Below are 23736 nucleotides of genomic sequence, written 5' to 3' on the forward strand. Positions count from 1 at the left end.
GGTGCGAGGCTATACCATTAATTGTTTCCCAGCCCCCCCATGGGTTACCGCTGCGCTCCACCCATCCTACAAAGGCGGTTTCCATGTAGGAGCGAGCTTGCTCGCGAGCCGCACGGCACCACTGGCGGCAAATGCCCCGCACCCACCCGCCGCTCCATTCTTCCGCATCCTGAAACGCTGGATTGCCCGCCGTGGCGATTCTGCGCGACGGCCAGCGGGCGCAGCATGCACCCATCAGCTCGAGCAACCCGTCACGGCCAGACTCGCGCTGCATCCCCACTCAAGCCAAGGAGCCACCGTCATGTCGCACACCATCAAGCTCTTCCGCCACCCGCTGTCCGGCCACGCCCATCGCGTCGAGCTGATGCTCTCGCTGCTGCAACTGCCCGTCGAGCTGATCTCGGTGGACCTCGCCAAGGGCGCGCACAAGCACCCGGACTTTTTGGCCCTCAACCCCTTCGGCCAGGTGCCGGTGATCGACGACGAAGGCGTCATCGTCGCCGACTCCAACGCCATCCTCGTCTACCTGGCGAAGAAATACGGCAACGGCCGCTGGCTGCCGGAAGATCCGCTCGGCGCCGCCCGCGTGCAGCGCTGGCTGTCGGTGGCCGCCGGGCAGGTTGCCTTCGGCCCCGCTGCCGCACGGCTGATCACCGTGTTCGGCGCGGCGTTCAACCCGCAGGAAGTCATCACCCGCGCCCACACCCTGTTCCAGGTGATGGAACGCGAACTGGCCAGGACACCGTTCCTGGCAGGCAGCGAGGCGACCATCGCCGACGTGTCCAACTACTCCTACATTTCCCATGCGCCGGAGGGCAACGTCTCGCTGCAGGACTACCCGAACCTTCGCGCCTGGCTGGCCCGCGTGGAGGCGCTGCCGCACTTCGTACCGATGCAGCGCACCGCCATCGGCCTGCAAGCCTGAGGCAACCTTCGCTGCCGGGGTGACCCGGCAGCTCCTTCGTCGCGAGGTGCCCGTCATGTTCCAGTTGCCCAAACACCGTACCTCTCCCTGGCATGCCGGCGAGAAGGCGATCCAGGAGCGCGTCGGCGTCTCCGAGCGCATGGAAGTCCACGGCCAGAAAGTCATCCGCGACTACATGCCCGACCAGCACCGCGAGTTCTACCACCAGCTGCCCTTCATCATCGCTGGCGCCGTGGATGACCAGGGCCGCCCCTGGGCGACCCTGCTCGAAGGCGCGGAAGGCTTCGTCACCTCGCCCGACCCGAAAAGCCTGCTGCTCGACAGCGTGCCCGACAGCCAGGACCCCGCCGCCAGCGGCCTGCAAGCCGGCCAGGCGATCGGCCTGCTGGGCATCGAGCTGCACACCCGCCGGCGCAACCGCATGAACGGCGTCCTCCGCGAGGTCGACGGCGGCCGGCTGACGGTGGCCGTCGAGCACTCCTTCGGCAACTGCCCGCAGTACATCCAGAAACGCGAATGGAGCCGCGACGAGCAACGCTACAGCCAGCGCGCCCCGCGCGAGGACTTCAGCGAACTGAACGAGGAGTTGGCGACGATCATCCGCAACGCCGACACCTTTTTCGTCGCCAGCTATGTACAGCACGAGGACGGAGAGCGCTCGGTGGACGTCTCCCATCGTGGTGGTCGCCCCGGCTTCGTCCGGGTCGACGGCAATCGCCTGACCATTCCCGACTATGCCGGCAACCTGCACTTCAACACCCTCGGCAACCTGCAGGCCAACCCGCAGGCCGGCCTGCTCTTCGTCGACTTCGTGAGCGGCGACGTGCTGCAAGTCCATGGTCGTACCGACATCCTCTTCGACAGCCCGCTGCTGACCGCCTTCGAAGGCGCGGAGCGCCTGTGGACCCTGGAGGTGCAGCACGCGGTGCTGCGCCGCAGCGCCCTGGCCCTGCGCTGGAGCTTCCGCGAGTACTCGCCCACCAGCCTGATGACCGGCACCTGGGCCGAGGCCGACGCCAAGCTGCGGGAGCGCGAGCAACGCCAGCAGTGGCAGGACTGGCGGGTGTTGCGCGTGGAGCGTGAAAGCGAGGACATCCGCTCCTTCTACCTGCAACCGCCAGCCGGCGCCGCCGTCAGCTTCGCGCCGGGCCAGCACCTGCCCGTGCGCCTGGTCACTGGCGACCAGCCGCTGATCCGCACCTACAGCCTTTCCAGCGCGCCGTCGGATGGCGAGCTGCGCATCAGCGTGAAAGCCCAGGGCCCGGCGTCCCGGCATCTGCATGAACAGATCGGTGTCGGCGACCACCTGCAGGTCCGCGCGCCCATGGGCAGCTTCACCCTGAAGGGCGACAGCGCGCGGCCGGTCGTGTTGATCGGCGCGGGCGTCGGCATCACGCCGCTGCTGTCGATGCTGCGTGAACTGGTTGCTGGCCCGGCACGACGGGTTCATCTGTTCCAGTCCGCGCGGACGCTGGGCCAGTTGCCGTTCCAGCGCGAGATCGCCGAACTGCGCCAGCGTGCTCCGCAACTGCAGGTCCATCGCGCGCTCAGCCGTCCCGAAGCGGCAGCCGAGCTGGGCCGCAACTTCGAACAGGGCGGACGCCTGGATATCGAGGCGATCAAGGCGCAACTGCCGCTGGACGATTACGACTTCTACCTTTGCGGCCCCGGCGAATTCACCCAGGCGATCTATGACGGCCTGCGCGACCTGAACATCGGCGATGCGCGCATCCACGCCGAGACCTTCGGTCCGTCGACGCTCAAGCGCCGGGGTGACGGCCAGGCACCGACACTGGTGCAGCCGCCCGCCGCCACCGAGCCAGTACCGGTGTACTTCGCAGGCTCCGCCAAGGAGGCGCGCTGGAAGCCCGAGAGCGGCACCCTGCTGGAACTGGCCGAGGCCCGCGGTCTTGCGCCGGACTTCAGCTGCCGCGGGGGCTCGTGCGGCACCTGCAAGACGAAGATCGTCAGCGGCCAGGTGCACTACCCCAACCCGCCGGCGGAACTGCCCGAAGCCGGCAGCGCGTTGATCTGCTGCGCTATTCCGGCGCAGGACGACAGCGGCGTGCAACCGCTGGTGCTGGACCTCTAGGGAGCGATCGATGATGAACGCACTGACTGCATTCGAGAGCGGGAGCGAGCGTTTCCCGCAGTGGGACGAGGAGTACATCGAATCCGCCGCGCCGGGTTTGTGCGGCCCGAACGAGGCGGAAGTCGGCTTCCTGCTGCCGCAACTGTTGTCGACACCCGGCTGCCCGTCGCGCTCGCGCACGATGCAGATCGGTGCGGCGCTGATGCGCTGGTTCAAGCGCGCCAACGCATCAGCGAGCCCCCTGTAGGAGCGAGCTTGCTCGCGAACCGCATTCCACCCAGACACCGAGGTGAGCGCTGGCATTGTTCGCGAGCAAGCTCGCTCCTACGAACAGCTCACCGCCTGAAGATCGTAGGGCGCATAACGCGCCAGCGTTATCCGCCGCGAGGGAAATGGCGGATAACCCGTTCCGGGTTATCCGCCCTAAGGCCCTGTCTCCTTCTGAGAGTCCGTGCCTCGGTTTCCCTCTCCCCCGCCCTCTCCCTGAAGGGAGAGGGAGCTATTCGTGCCGGCTGACACCTCAGCATGCCCCTGCACCAAGCCAGTCCCCTCTCCCTTCGGAGCGGGGCGCGCAGCCAGGGTTAGGGAGAGGGCAAGCCCACGCGCAGGATTTCATGGAGTGGGCTCGCCTTGTTCCTCCTCGCGCGCCGGACTACACCACTCCTCGCCCCGCACTGCGCGGATGTACTCCGGCCAGCGGAAGCGCTGCGGGAACTTGAAGTCCTTCGGCAGCAAAGCGCCAGCGATCTGAGCCGGCCGCCGCAGGCGATCCCCGACGAGGCACAGCGGACGCCCCAGGAGAACTCAGTCGCCTTCGTCGAGACGCTCGACCCAGCGCTCCGCCGCATCATGGGATGCCTGGAAGGCTTCCTCGTGGGATTCCCACGGGCCGATCACCACGTCCAGCGGCGAGACGCCGGCCGGCACCTTGGCCAAGGACAGCAGCACTTCGCCCACCTTGCCGGGAGCGATGTATCGCGGCGACATCAACACGGCAATCCCCGTGGACGTCAGGTATTCACTGGGCGCCATGAACGGCGGCTCGACTGACTGCTGCATGTGAATCTCCCCCCGGCCCGCGGAGGGGCCTGTTCTGATCTGGATTGACAGTGGCGAGCGTGAAGTTCGGCCCCCACTGATTTCCTGACCCGGGCGAGCGAGCGACAGTTCCAGCAACTGCTGCCCCCGTCAGGGGCAGCGGACAAACGGACATGGCGGCAAGCAGGTCGAGGACGCTTCAGTCCGCCGACCACACCGCCAGCTCGTAGCCGTCCGGATCGATGAAGTGGAAGCGCCGGCCACCCGGAAAGGCGAAGGTGGCGCGGCTGATGGTGGCACCAGCCGCTTCCAGGCGGGCCTGGGCCTGCGCCAGGTCGTCGGCGTAGAGGATCACCAGCGGGCCGCCGGGGCGCACGGGCTCGCCGGTGGTGAACCCACCGGTGAGGCGGCCATCGCTGAATTCGGTGTAGGTGGGGCCGTAGTCGGTGAAGCTCCAGCCGAAGGCGCTGCCGTAGAAGGCCTTGCTGCGCGCGATGTCGCTGACGTTGAACTCGATGTTGTCGATCTGCCGGTCGTTTCCTCGGATACCCATAGTCGCCTCCTGGCAAGTCATGTCAGGGTGATCCTACGGCCAAATCCTTCAAGGAAACATAGTCCGCGCCAGTCGGTCGCAGGGCGGTTGGCCATTTCCCGCCGATTGACGAATAATCATCGCGAATCAGCCATGTTCCTCCACTATGCTCAACATTCCCCTCGCCAGCGTCGACGCCGTCGACCGCAGCGTGCTCGCCATCGGCACCGACTACCCGCTCGGCACGCTGCTGCAGCCCCATTCCCACCGTCGTGCGCAATTCCTCTACGGCATGAGCGGGCTGATGGAGGTGGAGACCGAGGACGGCGCCTGGGTGATTCCACCCTATAGCGGCGTGTGGATTCCGGCCGGAAAGCGGCACCGGGTGCTGATGCGCGGAGTCAGCACGCGCAGCCTGTACATCGATCCGCAGGTGCCGGTACGCGAGACCGCGCAGTGCCAGGCGCTGACCGTTTCGCCGCTGCTCCACCACCTGCTGCTGGCCAGCGCGGAAGTACCGGCCCTGCACGACGAAACGGGCCGCGACGGCGACCTGATCCGCCTGCTGCTCCACGAGCTGCGCCAGGCACCGAGCCTGCCGCTGTTCGCCCCGTTGCCGGCGCATCCGAAGCTTGTCCAGCTTTGCCGGGACTTCCTGCGCGCGCCGCATATCAGCGTCACCGCGGATGCCTGGGCGGCGGAACTGCATTGCAGCGCACGCACCTTCAGCCGCCTGTTCCGCCAGCAGACCGGGCTCTCCTTCGGCGCCTGGCGCCAGCAGGCCTGCCTGCTCGCCGCGGTCACCCGCCTTGCCGCCGGAACGCCGGTCACCCGCGTGGCGCTGGAGCTGGGCTACGACAGCCCGAGCGCCTTTTCCAGCATGTTCCGCCGCAGCCTGGGCGTGGCGCCCAGCAGCTACCAGGCAGCGACGGACAGCGCCGTTCGGAAATTCGACTGAACCGTCGCCGCCTTAGCTCCTTCGATATGCACATGGCGCATCCGTCGAATCACCGCCGTTGCAGGAGTGACCATGCACAACCTGGAAACACCGACCTTGAAGCTGGGCCTGTTCCACCCCTTCGACAGCTTCGGCCAGGCGCTCATTGCCGGCGCCCTAAGGCGCCAGCAGGAAGTGACCGTGCTGCTCGAGGACCTCAACCATTTCCAGGCGCGCCCGGGCCTGCGCTGCAAGCTGGGCACGCTGGAATCCTCGATCTCGGTCAGCGAAGCGGTGGCCGGGCTCGACGTGGTCTTCGCCTTCCTCGCCGATCAGCCGGCAGACAAGCTGCCGCCGATCTGCGGCGCGTTGATCGACGGCGCGCTGCGCTCGGAAGTCCCTCGCCTGCTGCTGATCGGCCATTGGCGATGGCTGGTGGAACCGGCCGATGCCGACGAGGAACAGCTCGCCGCCGGTCTCGCCCGCAGCCTGGAGGTGAGCGGAATCGACTGGACGCTGGTGGAAGCCCCGCCGATGCCCGAGGGACTGCGCATCGATGATTTCAGCCGGGCCGGCGCCGCCTCGGAGCAGGACACCACGCTGGCGCTCTCCTATGCCGAGGCGCTGCTCGACGAAATGCAGCTGGGCCTGCACAGCCGCCAATGCCTGCGCCTGCGCAGCGGCGGGGCGTGACGCCATGTCCGGGCCCGATGCGCTCAGCCAATCCCTGGGTACCCTGCTCCTGGCGCTGGCCTTCAGCGCCTTCATCCTCTTCGTTCGCGGCTATCGCCCGGCGGGTGTCAGCGGCCTCTGGTACGACCTGGTGCTGGGGTTCGTCGGCCTCTGGCTCGCGCTCTGGCCGGAGCTGGGCACCTTCCTCCGGCAGATGGATCTGGACAGCGCCATGGGCCTGCTGGCGCAGGTGCTCGCTACCCTGGTCGGCGGAATTCTGGGGGCCGGGGTTGCCTGCGCGCTGCGGCGGATGATGCGCGAGAGCAAAGGCACCCCGGTGCGCGCAAAACGCACCCGCTGACGGCCCGGCTTGCACCGGGCCGCGCGGCGACGGACCTGCCGCTATTCGGACCAGCGGCGGAACAGCACGCTGGCATTGACTCCGCCAAAGCCGAAACCGTTGGACAGGGCAAAGTCCGTATCCAGTGCGCGGGGCTCTCCTGCGGCAATGTCGAGCCCTGCGGCCAAGGGGTCCGCCTGGGCCAGGTTGAGCGTTGCCGGCGCCACCTGGTCGCGCAGCGCGAGGACGGTGAAGATCGCCTCGATTCCGCCGGCTGCTCCCAGCAGATGTCCCGTGGAGGACTTGGTGGCGCTGATGACCGGCGACGCCACGCCGTCGAAGACCGTCCGGATCGCCGCCAGCTCCGCCTTGTCACCCACCGGCGTGGAGGTGGCATGGGCGTTCAGGTGCCCCACCTGCCCCGGCGAAACGCCGGCCTGTCGCAACGCCTGTTCCATCGCCCGCTGCGCGCCTTCGCCGTCTTCCGGGCCCGAGGTGATGTGGTGAGCATCGGCACTCGTGCCATAGCCCACCAGCTCCGCCAGCGGCCTGGCCCCGCGCGCCAGGGCATGTTCGAGCTCCTCGATGACCAGCAGGCCGGCCCCCTCGCTCATGACGAAGCCTTCGCGCGCCTCATCGAAGGGCCGCGAGGCGGCTTCGGGGCGGTCGTTGAATTCGCTGGCCAGGGTCCTGGCGGCAGCGAAACCGGCAAGGCTGACTCGGTGGATGGCGGCTTCGGCGCCACCACAGAGCGCCACGTCCACTTCGCCGGCCAGGATCATCCGCGCCGCATCGCCAATCGCCTGGACGCCCGCCGCGCAGGCGGTCACCGGCGCGCCCAGCGGCCCTTTCAGGCGATGGCGGATGGAGACCTGCCCCGCCGCCTGGTTGCACAGAAAGGAGGGAATGGTGAAAGGCGACAGTCGGCGCGGGCCCTTGCTGTCCGTGGTGCGCACGGCATCGGCGATGGCCGGGAAACCGCCGATGCCGGAGGCGATGATGGTGGCGGTGCGTTCCTGCTCATGGGGCTGCTCGGGATGCCAGCCGGCCTGCGCCAGCGCTTCCTCGGCCGCCGCGAGGGCAAACAGGATGAAGCGATCGACCTTGCGCTGCTCCTTCGCCGATAACACCGCGTCAGGATCGAAACCGCCTTGCGGGTCCTCTTCCAGGCCGGGCACCTGGCCGCCGATGCGCACCGGCAAGTCGCCCACCAGCGCCTGCGGGAGCTCCCGAATGCCGGAGCGACCGGCCAGCAGCCGCTCCCAGACCAGGCCCACGCCACAACCCAGCGGCGTGACCGCCCCCATTCCCGTAACGACGATGCGCTTTTTCATGAAGACCTCATTCCTCTCGCGGTTTGGTACGATCTGGATGAAAGACGTTACTATCATAATGAAAGTAACATCGCGTCTTCACTTTTTTCCAGACAGGAGCGAGCGACCTCGATGCAGCGCAAGACACTGTTGAATTCGGAATGCCCCGTGGCGCTCAGCCTGGAACACGTCGGCGAATGGTGGAGCCTGCTGATCATGCGCGACGCCCTGCAGGGCCTGCGCCGATTCGACGAGTTCTCCAGAAGCCTGGCAATCGCCCCGAACATGCTGACCCGCCGGCTCAATGCCCTGGTGGAAGCCGGGCTGCTGGACAAGCGCGCCTACAGCACCCGGCCCTTGCGCCACGAATACGTGCCCACGGAGCGAGGGCGCGACCTGATCGGCGTGATCTTTGCCTTCATCGCCTGGGGCAACAGGCACTTCGCCCCGAGCGAAGACAGCGTGCGGGTGGTCGAGAAAGCCACCGGCAGGACAGTGCAACCGATGATGGTGGACGTCGAGTCGGGAAAGGTCGTGGCCTGGGAAGACTGCGAGGTGGCGGCAGGGCCTGGCGCCAGCGACGAAATGCGCGAGAGGATCGCCGGCATCAGGACTCGCCAGGCGTAAGACAGCCCACCTTCACGGCGGGCTGTTCCGACTGCGCAAACCGCCTCAGATGGTGCGTGAGAAGCGCTCCTGCTGCGCGCCGCCCAGGTAGGCGTCGAAGGCCATCGCCACGCTGCGCATCATCAACTGGCCCTGGGGCAGCAGCACCAGCGCGTCGTCGTGCAACTCGACCAGGCCGTCGTCGACCTGCTCGCGCAGCTGCCGCAGGGAGCCCTCGAAGTACTCGCCGAAGCGGATGCCGTGGCGCTCCTCCAGCGGGGCGTAGTCCACCCGACCATGGCACATCAGCGCGCCGATCACCTCGCGACGCAGGCGGTCGTCGTCGCTCAGGCGGTAGCCCTTGTGCACCGGCAGCAGGCCTTCATCCAACCGCGCGTAGTACTGCGACAGCTCCTTCACGTTCTGTCCGTAGGTGTCGCCGACCTTGCTGATGGACGACACGCCCAGGGCGATCAGGTCGCAGTCGGCGTGGGTCGAATAACCCTGGAAGTTGCGCTGCAGGGTGCCGTTGCTGCGGGCCACGGCCAGTTCGTCGTCGGGCAGGGCGAAGTGGTCCATGCCGATGTAGACGTAGCCGGCCTCGGTCAGCCGGCGGATGGTCAGCTCCAGCAGTTCCAGCTTGCGTTCGGGCGGCGGCATGTCTTCGCGGCGGATCAGCCGTTGCGCGCGCACGCGCTCGGGCAGGTGCGCATAGCTGTAGGCGGCGATGCGGTCGGGGCGCAGGGCGATGATCTTCGACAGGGTGGCGTCGAAGCTCGCCACGGTCTGCAGCGGCAGGCCATAGATAAGGTCCACCGAGACCGACTTGAATTTCGCCTCGCGCGCCGCCGCGACCAGGTCGAAGACCTGCTGTTCGCTCTGCACCCGGTTGACTGCTGCCTGTACCTGCTCGTCGAAATCCTGCACTCCGAAGCTCAGGCGGTTGAAGCCCTGGGCGCGCAGCTCGGCGATGCGCTCGCGGCTGATGGTGCGCGGGTCGACCTCGATGGAGAACTCGTGGGCGTCGCTCTCGTCGAGGTTGAAATGTTCGCGCAGGCTGTCCATCACCTCGCCGAGCTGCTCGCTGGTGAGGTAGGTCGGCGTGCCGCCGCCCAGGTGCAGTTGGGTGAGCTTGCGCGTGCTGTCGAACAGCGCGGCCTGCAGGGCGATCTCGCGCTTGAGGTAGTCCAGGTATTCCACGGCGCGGTGGGTCTTCTGGGTGATGATCTTGTTGCAGGCGCAGTAGTAGCAGAGGCTCTTGCAGAACGGGATATGGATGTACACCGAGAGCGGCTTGGCCGGGCTTTCGTTGCTGCGTTGGGCGGCCGCGCGGTAATCGTCGGCGGCGAACGCAGCATGGAACTGCGGCGCGGTGGGATAGGAGGTATAGCGCGGGCCGGGACGGTCGTACTTCTCCACCAGCGCGCGGTTGAAACTCATCGATTCGGGCATGACACGGGCTCCTGAGGCGCTGCAGTCTGTCGCTGCGAGTCGCCGCCGCACGATACACCGCTCAGGCTGCGCGCCCCCTGAGCGGGATCAATAAGCTCTCCTGCGTGGAAAATTTCTTCGCCGTGCGTACGCCATTGCCAGCGCGCCGAGCAGCCCACCAACCTTGCGCCGACCCGACCGGATGAGCTGTCCCGGCATACCTCGGAACCTGCAAGGCCGCTTACAATCACAGCCTTTGACCGCAAGTGCGGTACGGTCTTCGATAATGGCGCTCGATCCACCCACCCTGTTGACGCTCTCGGTCGCCCTCGCGGCGGCCGCGGCGCTGTACCTCGCCATCGAATGGCGCAACGTGCGCGAGCGCTCGCTGCTCTACTGGAGCGCAGGCTTCGCCACCATCACCCTCGGCTCCACCCTCGCCCTGCTGCGCATGAGCGGGCACCTGCTGGTCGGTATCTGGTTCGCCAACGGTCTGCTGGTGCTGGCCCACTGGTTCTTCCTCAGCGGCGTGGCGAAGTTCACCGAGGCGCGGCTGTCGCGCGGCTGGCTGGTCGTTCCGCTCGCCTGGCTGGCCTTGCTGGCGTTGCCCGATGACGGCCCGCTGTGGTCCAGGCTGATGCTGCTGGCCAACTCCTGGCTGGTCGCCCTGCTCTGCCTGCGCGCCAGCCACCTGCTGCGGCCCCACGGCAAATCGCTGAGCGTGGGCGCGGTACAGCTGCGCTACGTGATGCTGGCGCACGGCGCGTTCTATCTGGTCAAGGGCGCGACCGTGATCATCCCCGGCACGCTGATCGACCTGGCGGCCTTCCGCGGCGAGATCATCCAGATCTCGCTGGTCGAGGGTGCGATGGCGATCATGCTGATCGCCCTGTCGATGACCGGCACGGAACGCTATCGCCGCGAGAAGCGCATCGCCCGGCTGGCGGCACGCGATCCGCTGACCAGCCTGTACAACCGCCGCGCCCTGGAAGTCCGTGCGGCCCGCGTGTTCGAGGAGGTCACGCCGCAGCGTCCCGGCGCGCTGCTGCTGATCGATATCGACAACTTCAAGCAGGTCAACGACCTGCACGGGCATACGGCGGGCGACCGCCTGCTGGTGGCGCTGAGCGAGATGATCCGCGCCGCGCTGCCCGAGCGAGCGGTGGCGGCGCGCCTGGGCGGCGACGAGTTCGTCATCCTGCTGAGCGATGCCAACAGCGAGCAGGTGTTGGGGCTGGCCGGCAAGCTGCGCGAACAGTTCCATGGCACCGCCGCGCAGAACTTCGCCACCCCGCAGGCGGTAACCCTGAGCGTTGGCGCCAACCTCTTCGACCAGCCACCGGCCAGCCTCGACGCGCTGATCGAACAGGGCGACGCTGCGCTCTACCAATCCAAGCGTGGCGGCCGTGACAGCATTCGCCTGCTGGATCGCACGGTTGCCGGGGGCGATCCGCTGCGGTTGGGGTGACACATCATTTGGGGAGTCCGTGCCGATCCACTCTCCCCAGCCCTCTCCCAAAGGGAGAGGGCGCAGTCCGTGCCGGCTGACATTGCAGCCACATCCTGCTCGGAACGGTACCCTCTCCCCCGGGAGAGGGTTAGGGTGAGGGGCTCAAGCGCTCATGAGTGATCGAACGAACAGCACTAGCCCCGCCCTGCCGGCGCCGCATACTGCGGCATGGTGATACAGCCGATGTTGCCGCCGCCCAGGAGGATTTCCCGAGAATTGTCGATGCCGATCACGCGTTTGTCCGGGAACAGCTCGGCCAGCACGCCCTGGGCGAGGCGGTCGTTGGGGTCGTTGAAGAACGGCATGACGATGGCCGAGTTGCCGGTATAGAAGTTGATATAGGACGCGCAGATCTTCGTGCCCGCCTGGCGGTCGAAACTGCCGTCGACCTGGTCAAGGCCCTCGGCTTCGGCGGCGGTCCACTCCAGCACCTGCGGCTGCGGCAGCTTGTGCACCTGCAGCGCATTGCCACGGGCATCCCGGGCGCTGCGCAACACGTCGTAGGCTTCCTGGTAGATCTCCCATTGCGGGTCGCTGCGGTCGTCCGTCCACTGCATCACCACCACGCCCGGACGCACGAAGCAGGCTAGGTCGTCGACGTGGCCGTCGGTTTCGTCGAACTTGCAGCCGCGCGGCAGCCAGATCACCTGCTCGGCGCCCAGGTAGTCGCAGAGCCGGCGAGTGACCTCCTCCTTGCCAAGGTGGGCATTGCGGTTGCGGTTGAGCAGGCATTGTTCGGTGGTCAGCAGCGTGCCTTGGCCATCGCTGCGGATACTGCCCATCTCGGCAATGATCGGCGCACGATAGCGGTCGAAGCCCTCGATCTCGAGGATTTTCTGCGCGATCTGGTCGTCCTTGTCCCAGGGGTAATACAGGCCGCCGTCGAGCCCGCCGTAGGCGTTGAACTGGAAGTCCACGCCGCGCATCTCCCCTGTGGTGTCATTGACGAGAAAGGCCGGGCCGCTGTCGCGGAACCAGGTGTCGTTGCAGGTCATTTCCACTACGCGCACGCTCTCGGGAAGCATGCGGCGCGCGTTGGTGTACTGCGCGGCGGAGGCGCAGACGGTCACCGGCTCGCTGCGGGCAATGGCGCTCACCGCCTCGACCCAGACCTTCTGCGCCGGTTTGGCGCCATTGCGCCAGACGTCCGTGCGTTCGGGCCAGCCGAGCCAGCAACGGGCCTTGGGTTCGAATTCACCGGGCAGGCGGAAGCCGTCGGCCTTGGGCATTGTCGAGTGGGTGCGGGACATCGGTGGCGCTCCGGTACTTTGGGAACGCCCAAGGTTGCCGGCCTGGAGCCGCGCAAACCAATGATGAATTTCGCGGGATAGCTGAATTCAATTCAGCAATATCTCGAAAAAGGATGAGAACCACCAACGCCACCGACCTTGCCGGCAAACCTCGCCGTAGGATGGGTGGAGCGCAGCGATACCCATGCTGCCAGGGCTTTACGGTGCATCGATGGGTATCGCTGCGCTCCACACCATCCTACAAAGAGTTCATCCTGCGAGACGCAGGTCAGCGGGCGGAAAAGTCCGTGCCGGGCTCACATGTCGTTGAGCTGGTCGGTCATCCATTCGATGAAATTCGCCACTTCCGGCTTCTCCAGCCGCAGGCGTTCGCAAACCAGCGCGTACTGCCCCAGCGAGGTGATCTGCGCGGCGAATGGTCGGACCAGCCGCCCGCTGGCCAGGTCTTCGGCGCTGGTGAGGTTGTCGCCGATGGCCACGCCCTGCCCGCGTACCGCCGCTTCCATGGTCAGACCGGCATGGCCGAGATAGACATGGCGGCTCGGGCGGATGTCGCTGGCATGGGTGGTCAGCCAGGCGGTCCAGGACTTGCCGTCCTGGTCGTCGTGCAGCAGGCAGTGGCGCGCCAGGTCGCGCGGGTGCTTGAGCGGCGACTGGTTGAACAGTCCGGGGCTGCACACCGGGAAGAACTGCAGCGTCGGCAGCGGCCGCACGAAGTAGGTGCTGGCGTCCGCCGGGCCGGTGCCATAGGTGATAGCCAGGTCGATCTCCGCCGCCGGCCCCGGCGCATCCAGCGGTTGCTCGTGCAGGTGCAGGACAATCTCCGGGTAGCGTTCGGCGAAGTCCGCCAGCCGCCCGACCAGCCACTTCTGCGCCAGCTCGACCGTGACCGCGATGTGCAATTGCGCCTGGGAGCCGGGGTCGCGTAATTCGTCGCAGGCCGTGCCGATCAGCTCGAATGCCTGTTGCAGGCTGCGCAGCAGGCGCCGCGCCTGGGCGGTGGGCTGCACCTGGCGGCCCTGGCGCTCGAACAGCGTCGCCCCCAGTTGCTCTTCGAGTTGGCGTATCTGGTGGCTCACCGCGCTGTCGGTAACGCACAACTCGGCAGCAGCGCGGCCGAAGTGCGCGTGGCGGGCGGCGGATTCGAAGGTGCGCAGGGCGGTGAGCGAAGGCAGGCGGCGCATGGACGGCGGTTCTTCTTCCGGAAATGGCGGCCGCATGCTGACCGAGGCGCCGCGCCCAGTGCAAGGCGATGCTGCCGCCGCGCGCGCAGCATGGGGGGCAGATGCATGACTCATTTCACGACAGCCGCTATCCGGCCGCGGCCATTTCCGCGCATTGACCCGGCACGACCGCTCTGACCGCCAGGCCCGGCGCATACACAAGTGGATACTCTTCATACCCGGTTTTGTGTCGTGAATTGCGCATTGATTGCATGTTGAAGCAAAACCCGAGTTGCATATCCCTTCTCGCTATCTAGGCTCACTCTCACTACCGCTACCCGCACGGGCAGTGGCTCGCCGTCTCCAGACCGCATTCGGAGCGAATGCCTTTCACGGGCTCGACCGACGTGAAAGCCAGTCAGGGATCAGCAGGGGACGCTCGATGACGAGATACAATCCAGTCGCCGGAAAGGCCATTCTCGCCATTATTGCGACATCATTTTGTATCCTCTTTTCCGGCCCGGCCGCCGCTGGCGGCATCATGATCTACGAAGCAGGACAGGAAGGCATGGGCCTGGCCAATGCCGGCTCCGCCGCCCTGGCCAGCGACCCCAGCGTGCTGATGAGCAATCCCGCCGGTATCGCCAAGCTCAAGGGCACGCAGCTCAGCGCCAACGCCCAGGTCATCCTCGGTGACATCCGTTTCTCCCGTGACGACAACAACCAGTTCGACGGCAACGAAGGCGGCAACGCCCTGCAATGGCTGCCCGGCGCGAGCTTCTTCGTCAGCCAGCAGATCGACGAGCGCTCGGCCATCGGCTTCGGCATGTACGGCAACTTCGGCCTGGCGCTGAACTACGACGACGACTGGGCCGGCCGCTACTTCAGCCAGGAAACGGCGATCATCGGCGTGTCCTTCCAGCCCACCCTCGCCCACCAGTTCACCGACGACCTGTCGGTCGGCATCGGCCCGCGCATCGTCTACGGCTACTACCGCACCGAGATGGCCATCAACAACAACCTGCTGGGCCTGCGCGACAGCCCGGACGGCCAGCTGGAATACAAGGACACCGACGTCGGCGTCGGGGTCAATCTCGGGCTGCTCTACAACCTCAGCGACAGCACGCAGATCGGCCTCGCCTACACCAGCAAGGTGAAGCTGGAATTCGAGGACAGCCCGGACGTGAGCAAGGTCAGCAACCCGGTCATCAATGCTGCGCTGAACCGCCTGGACGTCAGTTCGCTGGAACTCGACGTGAACATCCCGCAGACCGCGACCCTCAGCATCGCCCACCAGTTGGACCCGCAATGGAAGCTGCTGGGCAGCCTGGGCTGGCAGGACTGGAGCGAGTTCGGCGAGATCGGCGTGGATGTCGACGCCAACGCCGGCGGGGTCAGCCGCACCGTCGACCGCAAGTACAAGGACACCTGGCACGCTTCCATCGGCACCCAGTACCAGGCCACCCGGCAACTGCGCTGGAGCCTGGGCCTGGGGTACGACAGCTCGGCGGTGGACGACAAGGATCGCACCGTGGACAACCCCATGGCCGAGAACTGGCGCCTGGCAACCGGGATGAACTACCAGCTCGAGGAAGGGCTGGACCTGCACCTAGCCTACACCCTGGTCTGGCTCGGCGACATGGATGTCGAGCAGACCAAGTCACGCTCCGGCGAAACCCTCTCCGGCAGCTACAAGAACGCTGCCCTGCACATCATCGGCGGCGGCGCGACCTGGCGCTTCTGACCAACTTTGGAAGTTCTACGCGACGACAAGAGCGCGCCCCAACAGCAACATCCACAAGGAGCTATCCCATGCACGTAAAAATCCTGGCCCTGTGCCTGGCTTCACTGACCCTCGCCGGCTGCGCCAGCAAGTACGTGGAACCGGAGAACTACTCCGGTTTCCTCAAGGACTACAGCGTCCTCAAGGAAGAGAAATCGCCCTCCGGCGCGCCGGTGATGCGCTGGATCAAGCCCGGCATCGATGTCAGCCAGTTCACCAGCGTCTACGTCGAACCGAGCCAGCTCTATCCGCAACCGCAGCCCAGCGAGAAGATCCCGCAGAGCACCCTGGACGGCATCACCAGGTACTACGACCAGGCGCTGCAGACGCAATTCGCCAAGGCCCTGCCGCTGGCCAGCGGCCCCGGCCCCGGCCCGGGCGTGCTGGTGGTGCGCCCGGCGATCACCGCCGTCAGCGCCTCGACCAAGGGATTGCAGCCCTACGAGGTGATCCCCATCGCCCTGATCGCCGCCGGAGTGAGCACCGCCACCGGCATCCGCGACCAGGACACCAGCATCGCCACCGAAGCGGCCTTCCTCGACGGCAGCGACGGCAAGGTAGTCGCCGAAGTCGTGCGCAAGGGCGCCGGCACGGAGCTGGAGAACTCCTCCCAGGTCATGACCGCCAACGACGCCAAGGCCGTGCTCGATGGCTGGGCGCGAGACATGCTCAAGTCCTACGAACAGCTCAAGCGCAAGTGATTCCGAGCGCGCCCCCGACAACCGGGGCCGCGCTCGCAAGCCCCCTACGCACCACCTGATTCGATGAGGAAGTCCCTCGACAAACAACGCTGGCAGTTGCCCCGCAGGTACAGCGCATTCCGCAAGAAGGAGCTTGAAATGAAAGCGATTGCCCGATCCTCGAAGCCGCTTGGCCAACTGCCTGCCCACGGCCTCTGGAAATTCAGCGCCTCGTTCGCCCTGGCCGCTGCCATCTCGATGACCACCCAGGCCTGGGCCGCCGAGTCGCCCAAACCCGCCACCGAGGCAACCAAGAGCGCCAACGATGCCCTGCTCAAGGAGCTGCCCTTCGACGACAAGACCTCGTTCGAGCTGGCGCACAAGGGCTTCATCGCGCCGCTGCCGGGCGAGCCGATCAAGGGCGAGAAAGGCAACCTGATCTGGGACCCGGCCAAGTACAACTTCATCAAGGAAGGTGAAGCGGCGCCGGCCTCGACCAACCCGAGCCTGTGGCGGCAATCGCAGCTGATCAACATCTCCGGCCTGTTCGAGGTCACCAAGGGCCTCTACCAGGTGCGCAACTACGACCTGTCGAACATGACCATCGTCGAGGGCAAGGATGGCATCACCATCTTCGACCCGCTGATCTCCGAGGAAACCGCCCGCGCGGCGCTGGAGCTGTACTACCAGCACCGGCCGAAAAAGCCGGTGGTGGCGGTGATCTACACCCACAGCCACGTCGACCACTACGGCGGCGTGAAGGGCGTGGTGAAAGAGGAAGACGTGAAGGCCGGCAAGGTGAAGATCTACGCACCCAAGGGCTTCCTCGAACACGCCGTGGCCGAGAACGTGATGGCCGGTACCGCCATGAGCCGCCGCGCCAGCTACATGTACGGCAACCTGCTGCCGCCCTCCGATACCGGCCAGCTTGGCGCAGGCCTGGGCACCACCACCTCGGCCGGCACGGTGACGCTGATCCCGCCGACCGACATCATCTCCCAGACCGGCGAGAAACACGTCATCGACGGCCTGCACTACGAGTTCCTCTACGCGCCGGGCAGCGAGGCGCCGGCCGAGATGATGTACTACATCAAGGAGCTGAAGGCGCTGAACACTGCCGAGGACTCCACCCACACCCTGCACAACACCTACTCGCTGCGCGGCGCGAAGATCCGCGAGCCGCTGCCCTGGTCCAAGTACCTCAACGAGGCGCTGAAGATGTGGGGCGACGACGTGCAGGTGATGTACGCCATGCACCACTGGCCGGTCTGGGGCAACAAGGAAGTCAACGAGCACATCGGCCTGCAGCGCGACATGTACCGCTACATCAACGACGAGACCCTGCGCCTGGCGAACAAGGGCCTGACCATGACCGAGATCGCCGAGCAGGTGAAACTGCCCAAGGCGATTGCCACGAAGTTCTCCAACCGCGGCTACTACGGCTCGCTGAACCACAACGTGAAGGCGACCTACGTGCTCTACCTGGGCTGGTTCAACGGCAACCCGGCGACCCTGCACGAGCTGCCGCCGGATGAAGAAGGCAAGCGCTACGTCGACATGATGGGCGGCGCCGACGCCGTGCTGAAGAAGGCCAGGGAGTACTACGACAAGGGCGACTACCGCTGGGTGGCCGAGGTGGTCAACCATGTGGTCTTCGCCGACCCGAACAACCAGGCGGCGAAGAACCTGCAGGCCGACGCCCTGGAACAGATGGGTTACCAGGCCGAGAGCGGCCCGTGGCGCAACTTCTACCTGACCGGCGCGCAGGAGCTGCGCAACGGCGTGCAGAAGTTGCCGACGCCCGACACCGCCAGCCCCGACACCGTCAAGGCGATGGACCTGGACCTGTTCTTCGACTACCTGGCCATGCGCCTGAAGAGCCCGGAAGTCGAGGACAAGAAGATCACCCTGAACCTGGACTTCACCGATCTCAAGCAGAAGTACCTGCTGCAAATGGAAAACGGCGTGCTCAACCACACCGAGGGCCTGCAGGCCAAGGATGCCGACGCCACCATCAGCCTGACCCGCGACACCTTGAACAACCTGATGCTCAAGCAGACGACGCTCAAGGAGGCCCAGGCTGCTGGCGACATCAAGGTCGATGGCGACCAGGCCAAGCTCGGAGAGCTCATGAGCTACATGGACAACTTCGACTTCTGGTTCAACATCGTCACGCCCTGACCGGGCGGAAACAGACAGGCCGGCGGCGCGCGACCGCTGGCCTGTCGCTTTTCCCGCAAGCCTGGAAGCCAACCGACATGGATACCGTTCGTGGCACCGCTTTCCTCCAGTTCGGCGAACTGCTCGCCGAGCGCGGCGCCTCGCTGCGCTCGCAGCTCTCGCCGCACCGCATCGACCTGAGCATAGTCGGCGACTACGAGAAGAAGTTCTCCTACAGGAGCCTGGTGCAGATATTCGAAGGCAGCGCCCACGCACTGGGCATGCCCGAACTGGGACTGGAACTGGCCAGCCGGCAGAAGTCCACGCTGCTCGGCCCGCTGCAGCACCTGGCGCAGACCGCACCCACCGCCGGCGAAGGGCTGGCCGCCGCGGTGCGCTACATGCGCGTCTACAGCCCCTCGATCCTCTTCCACCTGGAACGCCGCAACGACTGCACCCTGCTCTGCTTCGACAACGCCTTGCCGTGCATCGAGGACATCCCGCAGATAGTCGAGAAATCCCTGCTGCATGGCCGCCTGCTGATGGCCGAACTGCTTGGCGCACCACTGCAGCCAGCCACCGTGCTGCTGCGCCATCAGCCACAGGCGGAACTGGCAGTTTACCGGCGTTACTTCGGCTGCCCGGTGCTGTTCGGCCAGCAGCAGAACGCCCTGGCGATCACCCAACGCGACATGCAGCGCCCCTGCGTGCGCCATGATGCGATGCTGCACTCCATCGTCAAGTTCTACCTGGAAGCGCATTCGGGGGCGGACGAGAAGCTCGGCTTCGAGGTCGAACGGCACATCCATGCCCTGCTGCCCAAGCAACGCTGCAACCTGGAACAGGTGGCACAACTGCTGGACCTGCATCCGCGCACCCTGCAGCGGCGTCTGGCCAATGACGGCATCGACTTCGAGGAACACGTCGACCAGATCCGCCGCCACCGCGCCGAACAACTGCTCGGCCAGTCGGACCTGCCCATCGGCCAGATCGCCCAGCAACTGGGCTATCGCCGTACCACCTCGTTCTGCCGCGCGCACCACCGCTGGTTCGGCATGGCACCCATCGAGCATCGGCGGGCGCTGAAGAGCCAATAAGCACCACTCTTTCCCTGAGCGTAGGAGCGGACTCCGTCCGCGATTGGCATCCGGCCCTCGCGAACCGCATCGTTACACCCTCAGCATCGTAGGGCGCATAACGCGCCAGCGTTATCCGCCGCGAGGCAAGCGGCGGATAACCCGTTCCGGGTTATGCGCCCACGTCTGCGCGGGACAAGCATCGGTGTTCCCCCCCGCAAACCCCGTACCGGCGACTTCCCTCTCCCTAACCCTGGCTGCGCGCCCCGCTCCGAAGGGAGAGGGGACTAAATCGGCGCCGGCGGAAACTGCGGCGCCGTACGTCTGCGCGTGATAGGCGCCGATGTTTCCCCGGGGCGTAGGAGCGGACTCCGTCCGCGATTGGCATCCGGCCCTCGCGAATCCGGATCGTTACACCACCTGCAATGCAGGGCGCAGAACGCGCCTTCATCAAAGCTTAATCTCGCGCCGGCAGACTGAACCCAGTCACCAATGGTGCGTGACCCATGAATGCTGCCTGTTCCAGGCAGCATTTTTTTTTGCCCGGCCGGAACATGTCCACGACAGGCCCGCCTCACGCCGGTGGCAATCGCGGACAAACTCCGCTCTTCTCCCGCCCCGTTCGATACCGGACAACCCGGCCATTAGCTGCTATATGCCTTGAGGCCCGCACTGATATGCGGCCGCCCCTTCCGCCTTTGCATGGATACCGGCATGCCGATCCGCCGTTCGAGCACCGTCCTTCTCGCAAGCCTTGGCCTGACCGCCGCCATCGGCGCACTGTCGGCCTGGGCCATCCTGGAAATGCGCCACGACGCCCTGGAAGTCGCCAGCGCCAACGGCCACAACATCGCCCTGCTGGTGCAGCGCGACATCCAGCGCAACCTCGACCTCTACGACATGACCCTGCAAGCGGTGGTGCACGCCCACGCCCAGCCCGAGATCCGCGGGCTGTCCATGGATACCCGCAACCTCCTGCTGCGCGCCTACACCGCGCCGACCCGAGGCATGGGCTCGGTATTCCTGACCAACGCCGACGGCATCGCCACCTACAGCTTCGGCAAGGAAATCCCCGCGCGCATCGACCTCTCCGGCCGCGAATACTTCCAGGCGCTGCGCATTTCGCGGACCGATGCGCCCTACCTCAGCCACCCCTACATCCCCTACTCCAGCAATGCGCGCAACAGCATCGCCCTGAGCCGCCGGCTGGAGCGCGAGGATGGCAGCTTCTCCGGGATAGTCGGCGCGAACCTGGAGCTGGCCTACTTCAACCAGTTGTTCAGCGGTCTCAACCTGGGCGAAGGCGGCACGGTCAGCCTGCACATGCGCGACGGCACCCTGCTGGCGCACTGGCCCGACTCGGTGCCCGCCGCGACGCTGAACGAATCCTTCGAGCGCTACCTTGCCAATGACCAGGAGAACTTCTTCGACACCAACAGCGACGGGCAGGAGCGCTGGCACGACTTCCGCCCGATCGAAGGCTACCCGCTGGTATTCAGCGTCGCCCTGCCCTCCCGCGAGATCTACGAAGACTGGTACTGGCGCGCCGGCCTGATCGGCCTGCTGGGCGTCTCGCTGGCCGGTACGGTGCTCGGCCTTGCGCTGATCGCCCTGCGCCAGATGCGCGCGCGCGACCGCCAGGAAGCCGAGCTGCGCGAGGCCGCCAGCACCGACCCGTTGACCGGCCTGAACAACCGCCGCGCCTTCGACCTGCGCGCCGGCCATGAATGGGCGCGCTACCAGCGCAGCGGCGCGGCGTTCTCGGTGATGCTGATGGATATCGACAAGTTCAAGGCCTACAACGACCACTACGGCCACCCGGCCGGCGATGCTGCGCTGAGGACGGTTGCCGGGGTGATTGCCGAATGGTCGCGCCGGCCGGCCGACTGCGCGGCGCGCTTCGGCGGCGAGGAGTTCGTCGTGCTGCTGGGTGACAGCGGGGAAGCCGACGCCCTGGAGCTGGCCGAGCATATCCGCGCCAGCCTGCAGGCCCTCGCGGTACCGCACGAACATGGCCCGCTGGGCGTGCTCACCCTGAGCATCGGCGTCGCCAGCACCTCGCGCTTCCAGCCGGCCAGTTGGGCCGAGCTGCTGCAATGCGCCGACAGCGCGCTGTATCAGGCCAAGAACGGCGGGCGCAACCGGGTGGTCGCGTTCCGCACCGCCGAAGCCGAAACCTCCTAGCCGCGCAGGCTCAGCACCTTCAGTTCGCACTCGAACAGAAACTCGAAGGCTTCGATCTGGCGCAGCGCATCGCTCATGTGCGCGCCCCAGGTGTACAGGCCATGGCCGCGGATCAAATAGCCGGGGCAGTCCGGATGCGCCTCCAGCCATGGCTGCACGCTGGCGGCCAGGCGGGCGATGTCCTGGTCGTTGTCGAAGATCGGTACCGTCACGCGGCCCTCATGGGTGCTGACGCCGGCGAAAGCCTTCTGCAATTCGTAGTCTTCCAGTTCAAGGCGGTCACCCGCCGTCAGGCGCGAGAGCACGGTGGCATTCACCGAATGGGTATGCAGCACCGCACCGATCTCCGCGCGCCAGGCGTAGAGCTGGGTGTGCAGCAGGGTTTCCGCCGAGGGCTTCTTGCCCGGCTCCAGGCTGTTGCCGGCCAGGTCCGTTTCCAGCACATCGTCCTCGACGAGCTGGCCCTTGTGCTTGCCCGACACGGTGAGCAGCGCGCGGTCGGCCGACAGGCGTGCCGAGTAGTTGCTGCTGGTGGCCGGCGACCAGCCGCGGCCATAGAGGAAGCGGCCGGCGTCGATGATCTGGCGGGTGAGTTGCTGGCGGGTATCGGTCATTTCAATGCGTATCCGGATCAGGTGGCGGCGAGCAGTTCGCGCAGGTGGCGGTTGACGATCTGCGGCTTCTCCAGCATCAGCTGGTGGCCGCAGTTCTCCAGCACCTCGAACTCCGAGCGGGCGAGTCTTTCGTGGAGCGCGCGGGCACGCTCGGCGGGCGTCAGGCCGTCGCTGTCGCCGGAAAGGATACGGACCGGCAGCAGCAGGCGATCCAGCTCCTGGTGCGGCAGCCAGCTCGCCTGGCTGACCAGCGCCTTGAATACGTCGAGACGGTTGCTGCGCGTCAGCTGTTCCTCGTAATCGATCAGCTCCGGGTCGGCGCTGGCGTGCCAGGCGCGCTCACGAAAGCCCCTGGACAGCAGCGGGCGGAACCACTCCAGCAGCCACGCCGGCAACGACAGCAGGCCGCCCCGCCCCAGCGGGCGGTCGAGCTGGGTGCCCAGCAGCAGCGCGGAGTCGACCAGCGCGCCCTGCCCTTCGGCCTGCAAGACCAACAGGCTGCTGACGCTCAGGCCGGTGCCGAATGAGTGCGCGGCGAGGATGTTGCGCTCCCCGGCGTAGCGTCGCAGCACCGCGACCTGATCGGCCACCAGCTCATCCCAGGCATAGTCCGCCGCGCGCCGGGGCTTGTCGCTGGCGCCGTGGCCCAGCAGGTCCCAGGCCACCAGGCTGTAGCCTTCGGCCTGCAGCTCGCGCCATTGTTCGCGCCATTGGTCCTTGTTGCCGCCGCCGCCGTGGGCGAAGAACACCACAGTCTGCGGGTAGCGGTGGCCGCGGCTGTGCGCCAGGCTGATGTGCCGGCCGGGGCGGATTTCCACGCGCTCGCCGCGTACCAGCGGCAGCACTTGCGTCCAGTGTTCAGCCATGTTCGGCAGTCTCCTTGCTGTGGGCCAGGCCCAGGTGATCGCGCAGGGTCCTGCCACTGTAGCGCCGGCGGAACAGGCCGCGCTGCTGCAATTGGGGCACCACCTGGGCGACGAAATCGTCGAAGCCGCCGGGCAGGTACGGCGGCATGATGTTGAAACCGTCCGCTGCGCCGGATTCGAACCACTCCTGCAACTGGTCGGCGACGTCCGCGGCGGTACCGGCAACCACCCGGTGGCCACGCGCGTCGGCGATCCGCTGGTACAGCTGGCGGATGCTCAAGCCCTCGCGCCGCGCCAGCTCCAGCAGCAGATGCTGGCGGCTGACGCCGGACTCGGTGGGCGGCAGCTCCGGCAGCGGGCCATCCAGCGGCAAGCGCGACAGGTCGAAACCGCCGGCCACGTCGGACAGCAGTGAAAGCCCCACCACCGGCTGCACCAGTTCCTGCAGCTGCGCGCGGCGCTCCTCGGCCTCCGCGCGGCTGGCACCGAGGATCGGCAGCACGCCGGGTATTACCTTCAACGCGGCGGGATCACGCCCATGGCGCGCCACCCGCTGCTTGATGT

At 66.6% G+C, this 23736-nt stretch carries 21 protein-coding genes and 1 pseudogene; 13 read left to right on the top strand and 9 right to left on the bottom strand.

What is annotated here, in order from left to right:
* Window positions 1-301: 301 nt before the first annotated feature.
* Genes ACCC94_RS14345 through ACCC94_RS14355 form a run of 3 tightly spaced genes read left to right on the top strand, consistent with a single transcriptional unit; the run spans window position 302 to window position 3264 of the window.
* Window positions 302-925, top strand: coding sequence for a glutathione S-transferase family protein (locus ACCC94_RS14345; protein WP_413350173.1), 624 nt, complete (start codon window positions 302-304; stop codon window positions 923-925).
* A 55-nt stretch (window positions 926-980) separates the two neighbouring features.
* Entirely contained in the window at window positions 981-3017 is a 2037-nt protein-coding gene (locus tag ACCC94_RS14350) for a pyridoxamine 5'-phosphate oxidase family protein (RefSeq protein ID WP_413350174.1), read from the top strand.
* Window positions 3018-3030: 13 nt separating this feature from the next.
* Complete coding sequence (locus ACCC94_RS14355; RefSeq protein ID WP_413350175.1) at window positions 3031-3264, top strand: hypothetical protein; 234 nt, start codon at window positions 3031-3033, stop codon at window positions 3262-3264.
* Between the two features lie 557 nt (window positions 3265-3821).
* On the opposite strand, the gene ACCC94_RS14360 is transcribed toward ACCC94_RS14355, so the two are convergent.
* Both ACCC94_RS14360 and ACCC94_RS14365 read right to left on the bottom strand, forming a co-directional pair.
* Entirely contained in the window at window positions 3822-4076 is a 255-nt protein-coding gene (locus tag ACCC94_RS14360) for a hypothetical protein (protein WP_088421038.1), read from the bottom strand.
* A gap of 178 nt (window positions 4077-4254) precedes the next feature.
* Entirely contained in the window at window positions 4255-4608 is a 354-nt protein-coding gene (locus ACCC94_RS14365; protein ID WP_413350176.1) for a VOC family protein, read from the bottom strand.
* Window positions 4609-4753: 145 nt separating this feature from the next.
* Between ACCC94_RS14365 and ACCC94_RS14370 the strand changes: the two genes are divergently transcribed.
* The 3 genes from ACCC94_RS14370 to ACCC94_RS14380 all read left to right on the top strand — a co-directional run bounded on the left by ACCC94_RS14370 (window position 4754) and on the right by ACCC94_RS14380 (window position 6557).
* Window positions 4754-5545 carry an AraC family transcriptional regulator gene (locus ACCC94_RS14370; protein ID WP_413350177.1) on the top strand — a complete coding sequence of 264 codons (792 nt, stop codon included), beginning with the start codon at window positions 4754-4756 and terminating at the stop codon, window positions 5543-5545.
* Between the two features lie 72 nt (window positions 5546-5617).
* Window positions 5618-6217 carry an NAD(P)H-binding protein gene (locus tag ACCC94_RS14375; protein WP_413350178.1) on the top strand — a complete coding sequence of 200 codons (600 nt, stop codon included), beginning with the start codon at window positions 5618-5620 and terminating at the stop codon, window positions 6215-6217.
* 4 nt (window positions 6218-6221) lie between these two features.
* On the top strand, window positions 6222-6557 hold the full coding sequence (locus ACCC94_RS14380) for a hypothetical protein (protein ID WP_413350179.1): 336 nt from the start codon (window positions 6222-6224) through the stop codon (window positions 6555-6557).
* 41 nt (window positions 6558-6598) lie between these two features.
* Here the strand turns inward: ACCC94_RS14380 and fabF are convergent, their stop codons facing one another.
* Window positions 6599-7870 carry a beta-ketoacyl-ACP synthase II gene (fabF, locus tag ACCC94_RS14385; RefSeq protein ID WP_413350180.1) on the bottom strand — a complete coding sequence of 424 codons (1272 nt, stop codon included), beginning with the start codon at window positions 7868-7870 and terminating at the stop codon, window positions 6599-6601.
* 111 nt (window positions 7871-7981) lie between these two features.
* On the opposite strand from fabF, the gene ACCC94_RS14390 reads away from it, so the two are divergent.
* Window positions 7982-8476, top strand: coding sequence for a winged helix-turn-helix transcriptional regulator (locus tag ACCC94_RS14390; protein ID WP_413350181.1), 495 nt, complete (start codon window positions 7982-7984; stop codon window positions 8474-8476).
* Between the two features lie 45 nt (window positions 8477-8521).
* Here the strand turns inward: ACCC94_RS14390 and hemN are convergent, their stop codons facing one another.
* Complete coding sequence (hemN, locus tag ACCC94_RS14395) at window positions 8522-9907, bottom strand: oxygen-independent coproporphyrinogen III oxidase (protein ID WP_413350182.1); 1386 nt, start codon at window positions 9905-9907, stop codon at window positions 8522-8524.
* Window positions 9908-10172: 265 nt separating this feature from the next.
* On the opposite strand from hemN, the gene ACCC94_RS14400 reads away from it, so the two are divergent.
* Window positions 10173-11354, top strand: coding sequence for a GGDEF domain-containing protein (locus tag ACCC94_RS14400; RefSeq protein ID WP_413350183.1), 1182 nt, complete (start codon window positions 10173-10175; stop codon window positions 11352-11354).
* A 176-nt stretch (window positions 11355-11530) separates the two neighbouring features.
* Here ACCC94_RS14400 and aguA read toward each other — a convergent pair whose 3' ends face one another.
* Entirely contained in the window at window positions 11531-12646 is a 1116-nt protein-coding gene (aguA, locus tag ACCC94_RS14405) for an agmatine deiminase (RefSeq protein WP_413350184.1), read from the bottom strand.
* A gap of 296 nt (window positions 12647-12942) precedes the next feature.
* Window positions 12943-13830, bottom strand: coding sequence for a LysR substrate-binding domain-containing protein (locus ACCC94_RS14410; RefSeq protein WP_413350185.1), 888 nt, complete (start codon window positions 13828-13830; stop codon window positions 12943-12945).
* Between the two features lie 421 nt (window positions 13831-14251).
* Between ACCC94_RS14410 and ACCC94_RS14415 the strand changes: the two genes are divergently transcribed.
* The 5 genes from ACCC94_RS14415 to ACCC94_RS14435 all read left to right on the top strand — a co-directional run bounded on the left by ACCC94_RS14415 (window position 14252) and on the right by ACCC94_RS14435 (window position 21692).
* A complete protein-coding gene (locus tag ACCC94_RS14415) occupies window positions 14252-15553 on the top strand; it encodes an OmpP1/FadL family transporter (protein WP_413350186.1) in 1302 nt (433 codons plus the stop codon).
* 68 nt (window positions 15554-15621) lie between these two features.
* Entirely contained in the window at window positions 15622-16293 is a 672-nt protein-coding gene (locus ACCC94_RS14420) for a DUF3313 domain-containing protein (protein ID WP_413350187.1), read from the top strand.
* Between the two features lie 138 nt (window positions 16294-16431).
* Complete coding sequence (locus ACCC94_RS14425; protein ID WP_413350188.1) at window positions 16432-18453, top strand: alkyl/aryl-sulfatase; 2022 nt, start codon at window positions 16432-16434, stop codon at window positions 18451-18453.
* Between the two features lie 77 nt (window positions 18454-18530).
* Window positions 18531-19529: an AraC family transcriptional regulator ligand-binding domain-containing protein gene (locus ACCC94_RS14430; protein ID WP_413350189.1), complete on the top strand. Its 999-nt coding sequence runs from the start codon at window positions 18531-18533 to the stop codon at window positions 19527-19529.
* A 693-nt stretch (window positions 19530-20222) separates the two neighbouring features.
* Window positions 20223-21692 carry a diguanylate cyclase gene (locus ACCC94_RS14435; protein WP_413350190.1) on the top strand — a complete coding sequence of 490 codons (1470 nt, stop codon included), beginning with the start codon at window positions 20223-20225 and terminating at the stop codon, window positions 21690-21692.
* Here the strand turns inward: ACCC94_RS14435 and ACCC94_RS14440 are convergent.
* The 3 genes and pseudogenes from ACCC94_RS14440 to ACCC94_RS14450 form a co-directional block, all read right to left on the bottom strand.
* Window positions 21689-22306 (bottom strand): methylthioribulose 1-phosphate dehydratase, encoded by a 618-nt coding sequence (locus ACCC94_RS14440; protein WP_413350191.1) that lies wholly within the window; start codon window positions 22304-22306, stop codon window positions 21689-21691. The genes ACCC94_RS14435 and ACCC94_RS14440 overlap by 4 nt on opposite strands.
* A 17-nt stretch (window positions 22307-22323) precedes the next feature.
* Window positions 22324-23172 (bottom strand): alpha/beta fold hydrolase, encoded by an 849-nt coding sequence (locus ACCC94_RS14445; RefSeq protein WP_413350192.1) that lies wholly within the window; start codon window positions 23170-23172, stop codon window positions 22324-22326.
* A pseudogene (locus tag ACCC94_RS14450) lies at window positions 23165-23736 on the bottom strand (nitrilotriacetate monooxygenase); the annotation flags it as partial. The gene ACCC94_RS14445 and the pseudogene ACCC94_RS14450, both read right to left, overlap by 8 nt.

The sequence above is a fragment of the Pseudomonas sp. Pseusp97 genome (genome assembly GCF_047304025.1).
Classification (GTDB): Bacteria; Pseudomonadota; Gammaproteobacteria; order Pseudomonadales; family Pseudomonadaceae; genus Pseudomonas.